Annotated in this window: 14 protein-coding genes and 1 tRNA gene; 7 read left to right on the top strand and 8 right to left on the bottom strand. The window is 72.8% G+C overall.

What is annotated here, in order from left to right; translation table 11 throughout:
* Positions 1-6: 6 nt before the first annotated feature.
* The gene (locus IT347_06645; GenBank protein MCC6349254.1) at positions 7-675 is read right to left on the bottom strand and encodes a class I SAM-dependent methyltransferase; all 669 of its coding nucleotides are present in this window, start codon (positions 673-675) and stop codon (positions 7-9) included.
* A gap of 133 nt (positions 676-808) precedes the next feature.
* On the opposite strand from IT347_06645, the gene IT347_06640 reads away from it, so the two are divergent.
* Positions 809-2,338 carry a hypothetical protein gene (locus tag IT347_06640; protein ID MCC6349253.1) on the top strand — a complete coding sequence of 510 codons (1,530 nt, stop codon included), beginning with the start codon at positions 809-811 and terminating at the stop codon, positions 2,336-2,338.
* Between the two features lie 27 nt (positions 2,339-2,365).
* Here the strand turns inward: IT347_06640 and IT347_06635 are convergent, their stop codons facing one another.
* A complete protein-coding gene (locus IT347_06635) occupies positions 2,366-3,703 on the bottom strand; it encodes a GGDEF domain-containing protein (GenBank protein ID MCC6349252.1) in 1,338 nt (445 codons plus the stop codon).
* A 296-nt stretch (positions 3,704-3,999) separates the two neighbouring features.
* Between IT347_06635 and IT347_06630 the strand changes: the two genes are divergently transcribed.
* From IT347_06630 to IT347_06615, 4 genes are all read left to right on the top strand, one after another.
* Positions 4,000-4,470: a PTS sugar transporter subunit IIA gene (locus IT347_06630; GenBank protein MCC6349251.1), complete on the top strand. Its 471-nt coding sequence runs from the start codon at positions 4,000-4,002 to the stop codon at positions 4,468-4,470.
* A gap of 61 nt (positions 4,471-4,531) precedes the next feature.
* Entirely contained in the window at positions 4,532-5,188 is a 657-nt protein-coding gene (locus IT347_06625) for a hypothetical protein (protein ID MCC6349250.1), read from the top strand.
* Positions 5,189-5,197: 9 nt separating this feature from the next.
* Positions 5,198-6,604: a hypothetical protein gene (locus tag IT347_06620; GenBank protein ID MCC6349249.1), complete on the top strand. Its 1,407-nt coding sequence runs from the start codon at positions 5,198-5,200 to the stop codon at positions 6,602-6,604.
* On the top strand, positions 6,604-7,791 hold the full coding sequence (locus tag IT347_06615; protein ID MCC6349248.1) for a hypothetical protein: 1,188 nt from the start codon (positions 6,604-6,606) through the stop codon (positions 7,789-7,791). The genes IT347_06620 and IT347_06615 overlap by 1 nt, the downstream gene beginning before the upstream one ends.
* A gap of 87 nt (positions 7,792-7,878) precedes the next feature.
* Here IT347_06615 and IT347_06610 read toward each other — a convergent pair whose 3' ends face one another.
* The 5 genes from IT347_06610 to IT347_06590 all read right to left on the bottom strand — a co-directional run bounded on the left by IT347_06610 (position 7,879) and on the right by IT347_06590 (position 13,702).
* Complete coding sequence (locus IT347_06610) at positions 7,879-8,664, bottom strand: ATP-binding cassette domain-containing protein (GenBank protein ID MCC6349247.1); 786 nt, start codon at positions 8,662-8,664, stop codon at positions 7,879-7,881.
* Entirely contained in the window at positions 8,657-9,649 is a 993-nt protein-coding gene (locus IT347_06605; protein MCC6349246.1) for an iron ABC transporter permease, read from the bottom strand. The genes IT347_06610 and IT347_06605 overlap by 8 nt, the downstream gene beginning before the upstream one ends.
* Positions 9,650-9,714: 65 nt before the next feature.
* On the bottom strand, positions 9,715-10,575 hold the full coding sequence (locus IT347_06600; GenBank protein MCC6349245.1) for an ABC transporter substrate-binding protein: 861 nt from the start codon (positions 10,573-10,575) through the stop codon (positions 9,715-9,717).
* Between the two features lie 66 nt (positions 10,576-10,641).
* Positions 10,642-12,990, bottom strand: coding sequence for a TonB-dependent receptor (locus IT347_06595; GenBank protein MCC6349244.1), 2,349 nt, complete (start codon positions 12,988-12,990; stop codon positions 10,642-10,644).
* A gap of 100 nt (positions 12,991-13,090) precedes the next feature.
* Positions 13,091-13,702 carry a hypothetical protein gene (locus tag IT347_06590; GenBank protein ID MCC6349243.1) on the bottom strand — a complete coding sequence of 204 codons (612 nt, stop codon included), beginning with the start codon at positions 13,700-13,702 and terminating at the stop codon, positions 13,091-13,093.
* A 183-nt stretch (positions 13,703-13,885) separates the two neighbouring features.
* Between IT347_06590 and IT347_06585 the strand changes: the two genes are divergently transcribed.
* On the top strand, positions 13,886-15,244 hold the full coding sequence (locus tag IT347_06585) for an NAD-dependent succinate-semialdehyde dehydrogenase (protein ID MCC6349242.1): 1,359 nt from the start codon (positions 13,886-13,888) through the stop codon (positions 15,242-15,244).
* Between the two features lie 87 nt (positions 15,245-15,331).
* Here IT347_06585 and IT347_06580 read toward each other — a convergent pair.
* Positions 15,332-15,407 (bottom strand) — tRNA-Lys (locus tag IT347_06580).
* A 197-nt stretch (positions 15,408-15,604) separates the two neighbouring features.
* On the opposite strand from IT347_06580, the gene vanZ reads away from it, so the two are divergent.
* Entirely contained in the window at positions 15,605-15,964 is a 360-nt protein-coding gene (vanZ, locus tag IT347_06575; GenBank protein ID MCC6349241.1) for a VanZ family protein, read from the top strand.

Genomic DNA, 15,964 nt, shown 5'->3' with positions numbered 1-15,964 from the left:
GCGGAATCACGGCGTGTGGAACAGGATGTGGCGGCGCAGCCCGTGGAACTCGGCGACCTTCGTGATCCAGAGTTCGCCCGCCAGGGCCCGTTCAGCGCGATCCGGGGTCGAGACGATCAGCGCAAGCGATCGGGGAGCGCGCTCCAGCGAGTCGCGCAGGTTGGCGAGCACGGCGCCCAGCACCGCGCCTCCGAACGGATTGTAGAGAAAGACGCAGCGCACATCGGGTGGGAACGGGTAATGGGCCGCGTCCATCGTCACGAGCTCGACGTCGCGACAGCGCAATCGGGACCGGGAGGCGGCCAGGTTGAGCGCCGCGATCCGATTGAGAATCGGCGAAAGCTCGACGCCGGTGACGCGGCAGAAGCCTTCGCGCGCCGCGCGCAGCACGATCCGCCCCTTGCCGGAGCCGCAGTCCACGAAGGCGCCCGCACGCTCCTCGGCGCGCAGCCACTTCATCGCGCGCTGGAAATCGAGGTAGCTCTCGGGCGAATAGTCGTGGCTGTCCGCGGAGGCGATTCCTTCGGACGCGAGCGAATGTCCCCCGGCGGTCCGGATGCCCAGGCGGCGCTCCCAGTATTCGGCGTGCGCGCGGTGGAGCGCGTAACGACACGAGGCGCCGAGTCCCTGATCGCGCAACTTCGCGAGGATGTGAGTGGGGGCAGGCAGCGGCATGCGTACCCTCGTGAGAGGCGGGCCCCGGGGGAGGCCGTGTTTCGTGAGCAGGTTAGGGACGCCCTCGTCGGCGAACAACACCCAAGTGCGGGCGAATCCCGGGAATTTCGCGAGTTTCCACACGGAGGTGGTGGTGCGTCGCTCGCGGGGTGAGTGGCTTGCGTGGGCCGCCCTGGTCGCCGTGCTCCTCGTGCCGATCTGGTGGGGGGCCGATGCCCGCTTCCCCTGGGATCTCGACCACCTCGCCCCCGGCTCGGTCCTGAAAGGGCTCGCCGCCCGCTTCGGGCACGGCTGGTATTCGACTTACGGCCCGCTGCCCTACTACCTGATGGCGGCCGTCTATCTGCCGGTGCTCGTCGCGATGAAGCTCACGCACGAGTTGGGCGTCCCGAGCGCGACCTGGCCGTTCGGTTTCCGGCACCCCGGGTTTTCCATCACCCTACTGGTCGTGGCGGCCCGGCTGACGACCGTGGCGTGCGCGCTGGGGATCGCGTGGGCCGAGGCCCGCCGCGCGCGCGAGCACGACCCGGACGCGCCGCGCTGGCTCGTGCCGCTGCTGCTGCTGGGCTCGGCGCAGTTCGCCTACTACGGCCGCACGTCGAACGCCGACGTGCACGCGCTCTTCTGGCTGTTCCTCGCGCTGTTGCTCGCCGAGACCGCGCGAGGACGGCTGTCGCGACTGTGCGCCGCCGTCGCGGCGGCCGCGGCCTCGCTCTGCTGCAAGGAGCAGACGGGACCGGCGGCTGCGGTGATCGGTGTCGCCTGCGCCTGGCAGGCGTGGAGGCTGCCGGGCACGGCGGCGCGCCGGCGGGCGGCGGTGGTCGCGGTCGGCCTCGCGGCGGTGGCCACCTACGCGCTCCTGTGGCAGTTGCCGTTCAACGTTTCCGGCTGGCGCGCGCATCACGAGTTCCTCTGGCGGGAGGCGCTCTACCCGCGCAAGTACCCGGCGACGCCGGCAGGCTTCGCGGCGCTCGCCGCGAGGGCCGCTCAATACGCGCCGCTCGCGCTCGGCCTGCCGGTGCTGCTGGGGCTCGCGCTCGCCCTGGTCCGTCGCGTCTCGCTGCGCGGCCTCGCGCTGCGGGGCTGGGTCGTGCTCGCGCTGCTCGTGCTCTTTCTCGGGCGCATCGGTTACGTCTACCCGCGCTTCCTGCTGCCGCTCCTCGTGCTGGCGCTGCCGATCGCGGTCCGCGGCCTGACCGTGCCGCCGAAATGGCGCGTCGCGGTCGCGGCCGCGGTCGTCGTCCTGGGCCTGTTCGGCGGCCCGCTCGTCTCGTGGCTGATGCTCGCCGACCCGCGCGTGCCCGCTGAGCGCTGGCTGCGCGCGCACGCGAGCGCCGGCGCTTCGGTCGAGGTCAGCGGCAACGCGCACAACAACGTCCGCGTGCCGCACGGGTTCAAGATCCTGCGCGTGGACGAACCGGGCCTGCTCGCGCACGCGCGCGGACCGGCCGGCGACTTCGTGGTCGTCTCTTCCACGGACACGGTCTTCCTCACGCGCCGCCGCGAGGTGCGCGCGGCGTGGTGGGACTCGTTGCACGCCGCGCCGCCGGCGGGACGCTACGAGCTCGCCGCCGGGTTCCCGAGGCCCTTCGGCGCGGCGCTGGCCGGCGAGATGTGGCTCGCGCCCGCGATCGAGATCCACCGCCGGGTGGCGCCACGCTGAGGGAACCCGGCGCCGCCGCCCGCGCGCTCAGTGCAGCTTGAGCTTCGGCTCGCCCTTGGGGCGGTGGAATACGACCTGGTTCTTGGGCGGGCGCTTGGCGAGCAGCAGCGCGGCGTTGGCGGCGCGCCACAGGTCCTGCGGCGTGCCCGCGTGGTCCGGGAACATCGCCACGCCGACGCTGACCGTGACGTGCACGCGGTGCGCGCGTCCGTCGAGACCCTCGAGACGCATGGGCGTGCGTTCGACCGACGAGCGCAGGCGCTCGGAGATCGTCGCCACGTCCTCCTGCACGACCGGCGGGGTGAGCAGCACCGCGAACTCCTCGCCGCCCCAGCGCGCCACGGTGTCGAACGGACGCACTCCGGCGCGCAGCGTCTGCGCGACCTGGATGAGCACCTGGTTGCCGGCCTCGAAGCCGAACGAGGTGTTGAACGACTTGAAGTCGTCAATGTCGCAGATGAGCAGCGCCAGCGAGCTCTGCTCGCGGGTCGCGCGCGCGATCTCGTTGTGGATCTGCTGTTCGTAGTACGAACGGTTGTAGACGCCGGTGTGCGGGTCCACGAACACCAGCTTCTCGATCCGCGTCGCGCGCTCGAGCACCCCGCCGCAGTAGTCGGCGAGCAGCGCGATCATCGCGAGGTCGGCCGGCAGGTAGGGGTCGGCCTCGGCGTTGCGCACCTCGAGGTGCCCGATCGGGCGGCCTTCGGAATCGGTGACCGCGACGAGCGCCGCCGAACGCACGCCGAGCCCGCGCGAGGCCGCCGAGAGCGCGGCGCTCCGTTCGACATCGGGGCAGTAGAACAGCATGCCGTGGTGCTCGAGCACGTCGGCGGCGAGCGCCGCATCGAGCGGGCGGTCGTCCTGCCGGTCGTCGGTTTCGTCCTTGCCGAAGTAGGCCACGTGCGCCGACCCGAGCAGTTCGCGGCCGGCCTGCTCGAGCTGCCGGTGCAGTCCCGCGCGGGTCGCCCCGGTGCGCGGGTCGCTGAAGATGAGCGGATCGTCGAGGCGGATCAGGCGGCGAACCTGGTCGAGCCGGGCCGGCGCCTGCATGGGCAGCGCGCCGCGCGACAGGATCGTGACGCCGTCGTGCTGCCGTGGCCCGGGCATCTGCAGGGTGATGATGTCGTAGCGGTCGCGGTGCTGGTAGCGCACCAGCGACGGCCCGGCCTTCGCCTCGGCGGGCAGCCGGCGCAGCGCGCCCTGCTGCTCGAGCAGGTCGAGGGCGTGCATCGCCGCGCGCTCGACCTCGTTCGAGACTCCCGAGCGGAGCGCGCGCTGGACGCGCATGCGGTCCACGGGCGGAAGCTCGTCAATCGGCAGGAGCCGTTCGAGCAGGTCCCGGAAACCGATGTTCTTCTGCTTCATGGGCCCACCTGCCTCCCTGCGGGTTGCCCTGCCGGCGATGTCCACGCCCTCGGCCATGGGGGATGCCTCTGGAGAGAAGTCGAGCACGCTGCAGCGCGGGGTACCTGGACGCGCCCGAGTCTAGCACACGCGCCTCGCGCGCCCGCCGCGAAACTCGCGGCGCGGACGCGCCGGAAGCGATCGGGTGATTCCACCCGGACGTCTCCGTTCGGGCGATGGCGCTTGACGCTGCGGCGGCGCGTCCTTACGGTGCGTCGGCGATTCGACGCTCCGGCCTCCACTCGAGAAAGCAGCCGATGCGGCTCTCCGAACTCCTCAATACCCAGGCCATCACGGTGCGGCTCAAGGCCGGCAACAAGCGCGACGCCATCGTCGAGCTCGTCGAGCTGCTCGAGAGCGCCCACGGGCTGGCGAGTCACGGCGAGATTCTCGACCGCGTGCTGCGCCGCGAGGCGATGATGTCCACCGGGATCGGCAACGGCATCGCCATCCCGCACGGCAAGGCGCGGCTGGTGGACCGGCTCGTCGCCGCGTGCGGCGTCTCGGCCGGCGGCGTGGACTTCGAGTCGGTGGACGGCGAGCCGGCGACGCTGTTCATCCTGCTGGTCGCCCCCGAGAGCGGCGGCGCGGTGCACGTCAAGGTGCTCGCGAACATTTCGCGCCTGCTCAAGGAGGAGTCGGTGCGCCGGGCCCTGCGCGAGGCGGGAAGCCCCGAGGCGTTCCTCGCCGCGCTCAAGGCGGCGGAGTCCGTGCACATCCCGCAGTAAGCCGATCCGGTCCGCCGTCCGCGCCCGCCGCGGGCCGGACCCTCCGCGCAGGGGAAGCCTCATGCACCTGCTGGCCGCCTGGACTTCGCTCGGCACGCTCGACCTGCTGCGGCTGCTCGGAATTCCCGCCGCGGTCCTCGTCGCGGCGCTGCTGCCCGGACGCACGATCGCCCGCGGAGCGGCGCTCGCCGTGGCGGTCGCCGCCGCGCTGCTCGCGGAGCTCCCGGCGCCGGCGTGGGTGCGCGTCGGCTGGCCGATGCTGTGGCTGCTCGTCGCCTGGCGCGCCGGGGCGGCCGACGAGCCCGGCGCGGGATCGCGCGCTCCGACGCGCGGCTCGATCGAGTCGGGCCTGCTGGCGCTCGTGCTCGGGCTCGCGATCGCGCTGCTGCTGCTCGCGGGCGCCTCGCGTCAGGCGCTGGCGCCCGCCGACGCACGGCTCACCTCGCTCGGCGCGCTGCTCGTCAGCTTCGGCCTGCTGCACCTGATGCTGCGCCGGCACCTGCGCCGGGCACTGGCGGCGTTCGCGGCGCTCGGACTCGGGCTCGAGCTGCTCGCCGCGGCCGCGCGCTCGCTGGACGCGCTGCATGCGGGCGCTCCGGCCGGCGGCGCGCTGGCCGCGACGCTGGTGGCCATGGCGCTCGCCCACCGCATCGCGATCTCGCGCGAGCGCTTCGCCCGCTCGCCGTACGTCGGCGACGCGCACGAGCTGCACGATTAGGGGCGTGCCGTGATCTTCGCGAGCCTGTTCGACGACCGGAACGTCACCCGGCGCGCGACGCTGGCCGGGCTGCTCGCCTCGGCGGCGGGGGTCGCGCTGCTGGCGGTGCCGGGCCTGATCGCGGCGGCGCTCGGCGTCGAGGCCGTCGCGCTGGCGTTCTGGCTGTGGGCCCGCACCGCGCCGGACCGGCACGAACAGCTCGCGCGCTGGGCGTGGCTGCGACGTCCGGCCATGGCGCTGTGGCTCGCCGCCGCGCTCGCGCTGGCGCTGCCCGCCTCGCCGCCGCCCGCGCGCGTTCCCGCCGGCGAGAGCGGCGTGCCCCGGCTCGTGCGCGCGATCGCGCCCGACGAGCGCGATCCGCTGCGCACGCTGCGTGCGCTGCAGGCGCTCGCGGTGCTGTGGGCGGGGCTCGAACTGCTGGCCGCGAGCCCCGCCTCGCGCGCCTACCCGGACCTTACCGGCCCGCTGCCCGCGGTGGGCTCGTGGCTGCCCGCGATGCTGCCCGCCGCGGGCTTCCTCGTGCTGTGGCGGCAGGACGCGGCCTGGTCGCACGCGCCGCTCATGCGCGAGGTGGCGGGAATCGCGCTGGTGCTGGCGGCCGGCCTCGCGGTGCTGCGCGCCTACGCGCGCCGCACCTGGACGGCGTCGCTGCGCTGGCTCGCCGTCTTCGATTCGGCGCTCGCGGGACTGCTGGTGGCGTTCGACGTCGTTCCGGGCGAGGTCGCGTTCCTGCTCTGGTTCGCCGCCGCCGGCGGCCGGCTGATGGCGCTCGCCGCCGAGCTGCGCGGATCCGCCGCGCGTCGCGGCCAGGCGCTCGCGCGACTGTGGCGCCTGGCGGGCTGGACGGCGGGCGCGGCGCTCGCGTGGCCGTTGCTCGTCGGCGTCGGATTCGCCGGCCGCACGTTCCGGCCGGTCGAGTTCGTCGTGCTGGCGGCGCCCGTCTTCCTCGCCTCGGCGCTGTCGCTGCGTCGCGTGGTCGAGGTTCCCGAGCGGCGCACCGTGCCGCGACTCGACGCGGGCCGGCTGCTCGGCCTGCTCGGCGCGCTCGCGACGCTGGCGCTCGGACCGCTGGCTCTGCTGCTGGCCTGGTGGGCGGGCTTCGAGGCGAGCTTTCCCGGCGCGCTGATCGCGCTGCTGCCGCCCGTGCTCGCGGCCTGGCCGCGCGCGCGCGCCGCCGCGCCGCCGCCGCCGGGGGCCGCCGCGCCGGTCACGGCGGGCGCGGGCGCGCGCGACTTCGCGCTGTCCGTCTTCCGCTCGGTGACGTGGCTCGAAGGCCGCCTCGCCGCTGCGCTCGGCGTGCTGCTGCGCGCCGTGAGCGCTCCGGCCCGCGGCCTGCACACGGGCGACGCGCAGGAGTACCTCCTCTTTCTCGCCGGCGTGAGCGTGCTCGCGCTGCTGCTGCCGCTGCTGCGGTGATGCCGGTCTGGGTTCCGCTCGCCACCGTGCTGCTCGCGGCGCTGCTTCTGCGTCAGCTCGACCGGCGGCGCGACGAGGGCCTGCCGAGCGCGGCCCTGATCTGGATCGCGTTGCTGCCGCTGGCGCTCGTGGTCGCTGCGCCCGAGGCGCTTTCGCCCGCGAAGGGCGCGCTCGCCGCGGCGCTCGCCGCGGCGCTGCTCGCGCGCGACCGCGAGGACCTCGCGCAGTCCGAGTGCGCGCTCAAGATGACGTGGGTGTTCGCCGCGGCGTTCGCGCTGTCGTGGGCGGGGCATTCGCTGCTCGCGATCGCCACCGGCACGAGCGTGGCCGCCGAACAGTGGAACGTTCTGTCGCTGCGGCTCGATCCGTACGGCATGTGGACCGGCGCGCTGTCCATCTCGCTGCTCGCGGGCGCCGTGCTGCTCGGCGGCGCGCCGTTTCACTTCTGGCTCGCCGACGTCTTCCACGGCGCGCGCCCGCACCTGGCGCCGCTGGTCGTCGCCGCCCCGCAGGCGGCGGGGGCGGCCTGGCTGGCGACGCGGCTCGCCGGCATCGAGGCGTTCCCCGACGGCGCCGCCTTCGTGAGCGGGCTGCTCGCGCTGGCCGCGGCGGTCGCGCTCATCGGCAGCGCGGCGACGCTGGCGACCCAGCGCCGGCCCGAGCGGCGGGTCGGAACGCTCGCGAGCCTGCAGGGCGCGCTCGTCCTCGCCGCCTTCGCGGCCGACCCGGGCCTCGCGCCGTTCGCCGAGCTGTCCGGCGCGCTCGCGGCGTGGGCCACGCACCTCGCGCTCGCGTTGACCGGCGCCGGCGCGCTCGCGCGCTTCCTCGCCGTCGAGTCGGGTCCGGCCGACGCTCCGGTGGTGTTGTTCCGCCGCCACCCGGTGAGCGGAGCGCTTGGAGCCTTCGCGATGCTCTCGCTGGCGGGCGCGCCGTTCACGCCCGGAATGTTCCTGTGGCTGGCGGTCGGCCGACGCCTCGCGGCGACCGGGCATCCGGGGCTGCTGCTGGCGCTGGCCGCGGCGTGGCTGACCGCGTTCGCGGTCACGGCGCGCGACCTGCGCGCGGCCTTCGGCTCGCCCGACGGCCGGCCGGCGCCCGCACGAGGCGTGCCCTGGCCCGCGCATGCCGCCTTCGCGATCAGCGCCGCGTGCCTGGCGGCGCTGGCGTGGGAGTGGTGGAGGAGCTGATCGGGCCAACCCCGCGGCGCGGACGCCCGAAACGTCGCGATCGCGCGCCGGCGGGTGCGGCCGGCCGCCGCCGGGCGCGATCCTCCGTCACGCGAGCGTCGTGAACCTCCACAGCCCGCCACCGTCACCCGGATCCACGATGCGACGAGCCCGGACCTGGTACACGCGCCCGATGAGTTCTTCGGGCAAGCCGGAATCGCGCGTGCCGGACCACACGATCCGACCCGCGTCGAGGAGCACGCGGAAATCGCCGTAGACCTCGGCGAGGTGCAGGTCGTGCAGCACCGCGACGACCGTGACGTTGCGCGCGAGCAGGGAGCGCGCGAGATCGAGCAGCGCGAGCTGGTGACGGACATCGAGGCTGGCCGTGGGTTCGTCGAGGAAGAGCACGCGCGGGGGATCGCCCTCGACGTCCATCTGCGCGATCACGCGGGCCATCTGAATGCGCTGGCGCTCGCCCGAGGAGAGCGTGGTGAATCGCTGCGACGAGCGGTCCGCCATCCCGACCGTGACGAGCGCCCGTTCGATCGCGGCGAGATCGCGTCGTCCGGGCACGCGGTCGTAGTGCGGGTAGCGTCCCATGGCCACGACCTCGCCGGCGCTCAGGGGAAACGCGGGCTCCGCGTGCTGCGACAGCACGCCGCGCACCCGGGCGAGGTCGCCGGCCGGCCAGCGGGCGATGGACTTCCCGCCGTAGCTCACTTCCCCCGAGCGCGGCCGGAGCAGCCCCGCGGCGATTCGGAGCAACGTGGACTTGCCGGCGCCGTTCGGGCCGAGCACCACGGAGAAGCGTCCGGCGGGAAAGCTCACGCCGATGTCGTGAAGCAGCGTGCGCCCCGGGACGTCGAAGCCGATCCGGTCGAGCTCAACCATGGGCGCCCGGATCGCCGCTCCGCTGCGCGCGGAGCAGGAGGAGCAGGAAGACCGGCGCGCCGATCACGGCGGTGAGGATGCCGATGGGAAGCTCCGCGGGGCGGATGACGAGGCGCGCCGCCACGTCCACCAGCTCGGCGAACGCGGCGCCCAGAAGGGCGGACGCGGGAATGAGAAACGCGTAGTTGGAGGAGCGCGTGAGCCGCAGCGCGTGCGGCACCACCAGGCCGACGAAGGCGATGACGCCGACGGTCGCGGTGGCGACCGCCACCATGAGCGTGCTGAAGACGAGCAGGCGGCGCGTGAGACGCGCCGGCTCGACGCCCAGCGCGGCCGCCTCGTCCTCGCCGAGCATGAGCGCGTTCAGGCCCTTGGCGTCGCGTGCGACGAACGCGTAGCCGACGACGGCGGCCCCCGCGACCAGCGCCACCGAGCCCCAGCTCGCGGTGGTGAACGTTCCCAGGCTCCAGAACGTGATGTTGCGCGCCTGCGGGTCGCGCGCGATGTACGAGAGGTAGCCGGTGCCGGCGGCGCACAGCGCGTTCACGGCGATCCCCGAGAGCAGCAGCAGGAAGACGTGGACGCGGCCGAAGGCGGAGGCGATCCGGTAGGTGAGCGCCGTGGCCGCGAGCGCGCCGGCGAACGCGAACAGCGGAAGCGCGACCAGCGCCGTGGCGCCGCCGGGGGCGAAGACCGGGACGCCGAAGACGAAGACGAGCGCCGCCCCGAGCGCCGCGCCGGCCGAGGTGCCCACGAGTCCGGGCTCGACGATCGGGTTGCGGAACAGCCCCTGCATCACCGCCCCGCACACCCCGAGGATCGCGCCGGTGAGTCCGGCCATGGCCACGCGCGGCAGGCGCAGCGTGAAGAACACGTTCCGGTCGAGCGCGTCGGCGTCGAGCTTCGGCAGCCATCCCAGCAGTTGCGCGACGAGCGTGGCCATGCGCGCCGGGGTGAACGCGAACGCGCCGACGCCCGCGGCCATGACGACCGAGGCGGCGAGCAGGGCGCCGAGCAACAGGTACGTGCCGCGGAACGAGGGGCGCGGACTCACTTCCCGCCCTTCGCGTGGATCAGCGAGGCGATGTGCCGGACCGCGGCCGGCGTGCGCGGACCGAAGTACATGATCTCGGTCTCGTCGATCCGGTAGATGCGCCCGGACTTCGCCGCCGGGGTGAGCGCCACTCCCGGAAGCTGCGCGAACTTCGCGGCGCTGCCGACGCGGTCGAAGCCGACATCGGTCGCCAGGATGACCTCGGGAGCGCACTTCGCGATCAGCTCGGGCGTGAGGCGCGACATGCCCCCCACCGAATCGATGGCGTTGACCCCGCCCGCCCAGCGCAGGATGCGGTCGCCGGTCGAGCCCGAGCGCACGCCCAGGTAGTTGTTGATGATCTGCCCGAAATGCATCATCAGCACGCGCGGCCGCGGCCCGGGGGCCTTCGTCGAGTCGGCGTACACCTGCTGCATGCCGGCGCGCCAGTCGGCGACGACCTTTGCCGCTCGCGCCTCGCGGTGGAACCGCCGGCCCAGCGCGGTGAGCAGCGACTCGGCGCCTTCCGGACCCGCCCCCGCCCGCATCGTCACGACCGGAATCCCGACCGAACGCACCTGATCGAGGACGGCCTCGGGCCCGACGTTGCCATCGGTGAGCAGCAGCGTCGGCTTGACCGAGAGGATGCCCTCGGCGCTGAGGGCGCGGTGATAGCCCACGCTCGGCAGCTTCCGGATCCGCGGCGGATAGACCGACGTGAGGTCGTGCGCGACGAGGACGTCCTCGGCGCCGATCGCGAACAGGAACTCGTTGAGCTGCTTGGAGACGCAGACGACTCGCTCGCGTGCCGGCGCGGCGGGAGCCGCGCACGCGAACGCCAGGGCGATGGTGGCGAGCAGGAGGGAGGAACGCTTCACGTCGAGACCTCTCGGATGGCCCGCATGGGAGGCGGGGCGGCGTGACCGTCCCGCCCCCGCGGGGGATCAGAAGTTCCAGCTCAGTCGGGCGCCGCCGAACAACGTGGCGTCGTAGGGGCCGGGAAGGATGTAACCGTCACCGGAACCGCCGTCCTTGGGCTGCACGAGCCGCAGATAGTCGGGTCCGACGAACGCGAACTTGTAGTAGGTGTCGCCGAGCAGGTTGTCGCCACCGGCCGACACGTCGAGATCGAACGGTCCGAGGCGACGGCGGCATCCGAGCTTCGCCGCGAGCAGATTGTAGGCCTTCAGGCGGTTCGTGTTGCCGAAGGTGACGAAGATCTCGTCCACGTGCTGGAGCGACGCGAACAGGTACCCGCCGCCCTTCGACTCGGCGTCGAGCCCGAGGTTGTAGACGTTCCTCGGAATGCGGGCGACCCGCTTCCCGGAGAAGTCCACGGTGGACGCGTTGTCGTTGTTGTCGCTCTTGAAGCTCAGGTACCGGGCGTCGGTGAAGGTGTAGGAGAGCCACGGCCGCACGTTCCGGATCGGACCGTCCGCGGACGTGTAGAGCAGGTGGGAAAGACTCGCCTCGATGCCCCGGTTCCGCTGTTTGCCGACGTTGGTGGTCGTGTTCACGAGGCCGATGCGCTGGGAGACGAGCTTGTCGGTGATCTCGAGGTCGAACCAGGCCACGTCGTAGGTGAGCCGGCCTTCGAGCAGCAGACCTTTGGCGCCGCCCTCGAACTGGAGGACCTTCTCCGGCCTGAGATCCTCGTTCACCGTGTTGTCCGAGTTGATGAAGCTCGACAGCGACGGCGGCGTGAAGCCCCGGGAGATGCTGCCGTAGAGCGACAGCTCGTCGCCGAAGCGCTTGAGCAGCGCGCCGCGCGGCGAGAACTGCGGATCGAACCGCCGCCGCAGCGTCTTCGTGCTGTCGCTGATGAGGTTGTTCCTGAGCATGTTGCGGATGCCGAACTCGTAGACGTTCACGTTGACGCCCGCGGTGAGCACGACGTCCTTCGGCAGGTGCGCGTTCCACTCCGTGAAGGCGAACGTGTTGAGTCCGTAGTTCTCCTGGTCGGACGGCCGGTTGGCGGGAATGAAGAAGCCGTTCACGGTCGCGTTCGTGCGCTGCACGAAGGCCCCGACCGCACCGTCCAGCGGCGTGTTCGCGATCTTCGCGTTCACGCCGAGAGCGCTGCGGGCGCCCAGGCTGAAGCGGTTGGTGTTGCTGAAGCCGTGGGCGAACGGTTGCTGCATCGTCTGCGCCGTGCCGAACAGCGTGGAGCGCAGATCGAAGCGGTCGTCGAAGCGGACGTCGTGGGTGAATCCCACCCGCGAGCTCTCGATCGAGACCCGCGACCGCTGCGCGGCGTAGGCCGGGTTGTCGATCGCCTGCCGGGCGTAGAAGTCGGAGCTGTCGATTTCACCCGCCAGCTGCTCGAAGGAGTTGTTGTACGAGAAGTACGCGCTCAGCTTCTGCCGGGGTCCCGCCTCGAAGTCGCCGGTGAACTGCGCGTAGTCCTTCTTCGAGCGGCTGCTCGGCCGGAAGGAGTCGTAGGTCTGGTGCCCGTAGTTGACCACGATCTGCGAGTGTTCTCCGCCGTCCGCGAGCGTGGTGTTGGTCCTGAAGAGACCGTCGCTGCCGCCGACGCCCTGCTGGGAAACGGACAGGCCGGGAGCAGGTCGCAGAGTGTGGAAGTCCACCACTCCCGCGATGGGAGCGCCGAAGCGGCTGGAGTTCGGCCCCTTGACGACCTCGACGCGGCCGAGCGTGGCGAAGTCCACGTCGTCGAGGATCGTCGAGCCCGTCGCGTCCGTGACCGGGATGTCCTCGAGGAAGGCCTGGTAGCCGAAGCCGTTGAAGTTGTGCGAGAAATTCGGGTAGTAGCCGCGAATCTGGACGTGGGCGCCGCCGTACGGCGTGCGGGACCGCATGATCACGCCCGGCAGCGTGTTGATCGAACTCTCGAGATCCAGCCCGCTGGCGCGATTCAGGTCGCGGGGTTGGAGCACGGCCGTGGTCCGTGAGAGGTCGAGGTCGGGCGAGGCGAGCGCCCGCCCCGTCACTTCGGTGGGCGGCTGGGGAAGCGGCGCGGGCTGAAGCTCGATCGCCAGCGGTTGCGAGGCGTCGCCGACCGCGACGGCCAGGCGCTGGTAGCCGACGCGGGTCACGATGATGCGCGTCACCGTTCCATCGGAACGGAGCGTGAAGCGGCCGGCTTCGTCGGTGACCGCGCGGGCGTATCCACCCTCGGCGGTCACCGCGGCTCCGGCGACCGGCAGGTGGGAAACGGGATCGGTGACGGTGCCGGTGATCTGCGTTTCGGCGAAGGCCAGGCACGGCGCGATGAGGAGCAGCGCCATGAGCGCCCAGCGCGACAGGAAAATGCATGCGAAACGACGGGGCATGGGAAATCCTCGGTCGAAGGGTAGAAGACGGTGCCCTGCGCGGCGCGTCGCCAACACCGACGCGCGCGGGGGGAGCGGAGGGATCGCGGCGGGGGCCGGATCAGATCCGCAGGGGCAGGTACCGAGGCTCGAAGGTGGGAGGCGTCGGATCGCGGCGCGTGAGGATGCGCGGCGGCGTGTCCCGCGGGGGACGCACCGACGGGGTTACGGTGATAGCCGGCGCCTGCTCGAAGCCCTCGTCGTCCGACGTGGCGATCAGGGAACTCTCGCCGCGGCCGGGAGAACGAGACGGCGCCTCCGGGGCGGGAAGTCCGAGCGGAAGCGCCTCGTCGCCCGCGGAGCGATCGAGCCGGATCGGCGCGCCCTCGATTTCGCGCCCGCCGCGATTGAAGCGGATCCTCAGACAGAGCCGGCCCGACAGGCGCGCGGGAACACGCCACTCGAAATGGTGGCGGTCCGGGTCGAGCTGGGGCGAGATGCAGGTCGTGAACGTGGCGCCGCCGTCGGTGGAGAGCAGGATCTCGAGCTCCCGGACGTCGTCCGTGGCGCTCCACTGCAGGTCGATCCGGCGGCCGGGCTCGATCCTGAGATCGCCCCCGACCACGAGCCTGGGCTCGTCGGCCCCGCGGTCCGTCTCCGCCCGAACGCCCGGCGCCCGGCACGCGAGGAGCGTCGCGAGCAGACCCAGCCTGAGAAGTCCGTGAAGGCGCATGGCACACATATGGCGGGGGAACCTAGCAAGCCGGCGCGCCGCTGACCACGGGAGACCCCGCCGGCGAGGGAAGCCCGTGCCCGGGTCCTCCCCGGGGAGCCTCCGCTCACGGACCGTCGCGCACGCGCGGTGGCGGAGAATGGCGAAGGCCGCGGAGCGGGGCCCCGGGGGTATGCTGGCCGCATGCGCTCCGTGAATCCGACGACCGGCGAGCGAATCGCCGAGTACCCGCCGCACGAGCCCGCCGAGGTCGAACATCGCCTCGCGCGCGCCGCTTCGGCGGCGCGAACGTGGCGGACTTCGGACTTCTCCGAACGTGCGGACCTCCTGCGTTCGCTCGCGGCGGCGCTGCGGGCGCGACGCGACCCGCTCGCGCGTCTCGCGACGCTGGAGATGGGCAAGCCGATCGCTCAGGCCGAGGGCGAGGTCGAGAAGTGCGCGTGGGTCTGCGAGTGGGCGGCCGGGCACGCCGAGGCGGGGCTCGCGCCGGCGCCCGCGGCGACGCCGCCGGCGCGCAGCTTCGTGCGATTCGACGCGCTGGGTGTCCTGCTCGCGGTCATGCCGTGGAACTTTCCCTTCTGGCAGGTGTTCCGCTGCGCGGCTCCGGCGATCGCGGCCGGAAACGCGGTCGTGCTCAAGCACGCCTCGAACGTCTGCGGCTGCGCGCTCGCGATCGCCGACGTGTTCGCGGCCGCGGGCGCGCCACCGGGACTCTTCGAGGTGCTGCTCGTCCCCGCTTCGGCCGTCGCGGACCTGATCGCGCATCCGGCGATCGCCGCCGTGAGCCTCACCGGCAGCGAGGCCGCGGGCCGCGACGTGGGCGCGGCGGCGGGCCGGGCGCTCAAGCCGGCCGTGCTCGAGCTCGGCGGCTCGGATCCGTTCCTCGTGCTCGCGGACGCCGATCCCGCCGCGGTCGCGCTCGAGGCGGCGAAGGCCCGGCTGCAGAACAACGGACAGAGCTGCATCGCTTCGAAGCGCTTCATCGTCGAGGCCCCGGTCGCCGACGCGTTCGAGGACGCGCTCGCCGCGCGCTTCGCCGCCGTGCGCACCGGCGATCCGCTCGATCGCGCGACCGAGCTGGGGCCGCTCGCGCGCGCCGACCTGCGCGACGACCTGCACGCGCAACTGTCGAGGAGCGTGGAGGGCGGTGCGCGCGTCCGGACCGGCGGCGCCGCGCTTCCCGGCCCCGGCGCCTTCTACGGCGCGACGGTCGTGACCGGCGTTCGCCCCGGCATGGCCGTCTTCGATGAGGAGACCTTCGGTCCGCTCGCGGCGGTGACGCGGGCGAGGAACGTCGAGGAAGCGGTCGCCCTGGCCAACCAGTCGCGCTTCGGGCTCGGGGCGAGCGTCTGGACGGGCGACCCCGCGCGTGGCGAAGCGCTCGCCGCCCGGATCGAGGCCGGCGCGGTGTTCGTGAACGCCATCGTCGCCTCGGACCCGCGGCTGCCCTTCGGAGGTATCAAGGCCTCGGGATACGGACGCGAGCTTGCCGACCAGGGCCTCAAGGCGTTCGTGAACGTCAAGAGCGTGCGCGTCGGCTGAGCTCGATGCCGGCACCGCCGGCGGGAAGGGCCGCGACGGGCAGCGAAGCGGCCCGCCCGGACATCGGGCGGGCCGTTCGAAGCGGGATGGTGCGCCGCCTAGGAATCGAACCTAGAACCTAGTGATTAAGAGTCACTTGCTCTGCCAATTGAGCTAGCGGCGCAGCGCGCGGCCGACCGTTCCGGCGATCGCACGGAGTCGGCGAAAAGCCGCGGGAATCTATCGGCGCGCCGTTCGCGCGTCAAGCGGAGCGCGTGCTAACCTGCCCGGCCATTCGGTTCGGCGGTACACCTGCTTTCCCCGGAGTGGAGGCTGCGGTTGGCGAGAGGCGGCACCGGCAGCGGCGCGAGGACACTGGCCATGCGTTACTGGCTGCCCGTCGCCGCTTACGTGAGCCTGATCTTCGTCCTCAGCGCACAGCCGAACCTGCGGCCGCCGTTCCATTTCCAGAACTCGGACAAGCTCTCGCACCTGCTCGAGTACGGCGTCCTCGGCGTGCTGCTCGCGCGCGCGATGCGGGCGACGCTGCGCCCGCGCAGCTGGCTGCTGACGACGATGCTGACGATGGCGCTGGGCCTCGGGATCGGGGCCGGCGACGAGTTCTTCCAATCGTTCGTGCCGGGCCGCGACTCGACCGTGTTCGACTGGCTCGCCGACGGCACCGGGATCACTTTCGCGCAACTCGCCTATCTCGCGGCCGCCCGCGAACGGGAGGCGTGA

The organism is Candidatus Eisenbacteria bacterium, from assembly GCA_020847735.1.
Taxonomy (GTDB): Bacteria; Eisenbacteria; RBG-16-71-46; order RBG-16-71-46; family RBG-16-71-46; genus CAIXRL01.
The sequence above is the reverse complement of the archived record's forward strand: the minus strand, read 5'-3'. Positions and strand labels throughout refer to the sequence as shown.

What these genes read in the sequence shown, in the direction of transcription:
- IT347_06645 (MCC6349254.1), bottom strand. Translation starts at nt 675, where the DNA reads ATGCCGCTGCCTGCCCCCACTCACATCCTCGCGAAGTTGCGCGATCAG.
- IT347_06635 (MCC6349252.1), bottom strand. Translation starts at nt 3,703, where the DNA reads ATGAAGCAGAAGAACATCGGTTTCCGGGACCTGCTCGAACGGCTCCTG.
- IT347_06630 (MCC6349251.1), top strand. Translation starts at nt 4,000, where the DNA reads ATGCGGCTCTCCGAACTCCTCAATACCCAGGCCATCACGGTGCGGCTC.
- IT347_06625 (MCC6349250.1), top strand. Translation starts at nt 4,532, where the DNA reads ATGCACCTGCTGGCCGCCTGGACTTCGCTCGGCACGCTCGACCTGCTG.
- IT347_06615 (MCC6349248.1), top strand. Translation starts at nt 6,604, where the DNA reads ATGCCGGTCTGGGTTCCGCTCGCCACCGTGCTGCTCGCGGCGCTGCTT.
- IT347_06610 (MCC6349247.1), bottom strand. Translation starts at nt 8,664, where the DNA reads ATGGTTGAGCTCGACCGGATCGGCTTCGACGTCCCGGGGCGCACGCTG.
- IT347_06605 (MCC6349246.1), bottom strand. Translation starts at nt 9,649, where the DNA reads ATGGCCGCGGGCGTCGGCGCGTTCGCGTTCACCCCGGCGCGCATGGCC.
- IT347_06595 (MCC6349244.1), bottom strand. Translation starts at nt 12,990, where the DNA reads ATGCCCCGTCGTTTCGCATGCATTTTCCTGTCGCGCTGGGCGCTCATG.
- IT347_06590 (MCC6349243.1), bottom strand. Translation starts at nt 13,702, where the DNA reads ATGCGCCTTCACGGACTTCTCAGGCTGGGTCTGCTCGCGACGCTCCTC.
- IT347_06585 (MCC6349242.1), top strand. Translation starts at nt 13,886, where the DNA reads ATGCGCTCCGTGAATCCGACGACCGGCGAGCGAATCGCCGAGTACCCG.
- vanZ (MCC6349241.1), top strand. Translation starts at nt 15,605, where the DNA reads ATGCGTTACTGGCTGCCCGTCGCCGCTTACGTGAGCCTGATCTTCGTC.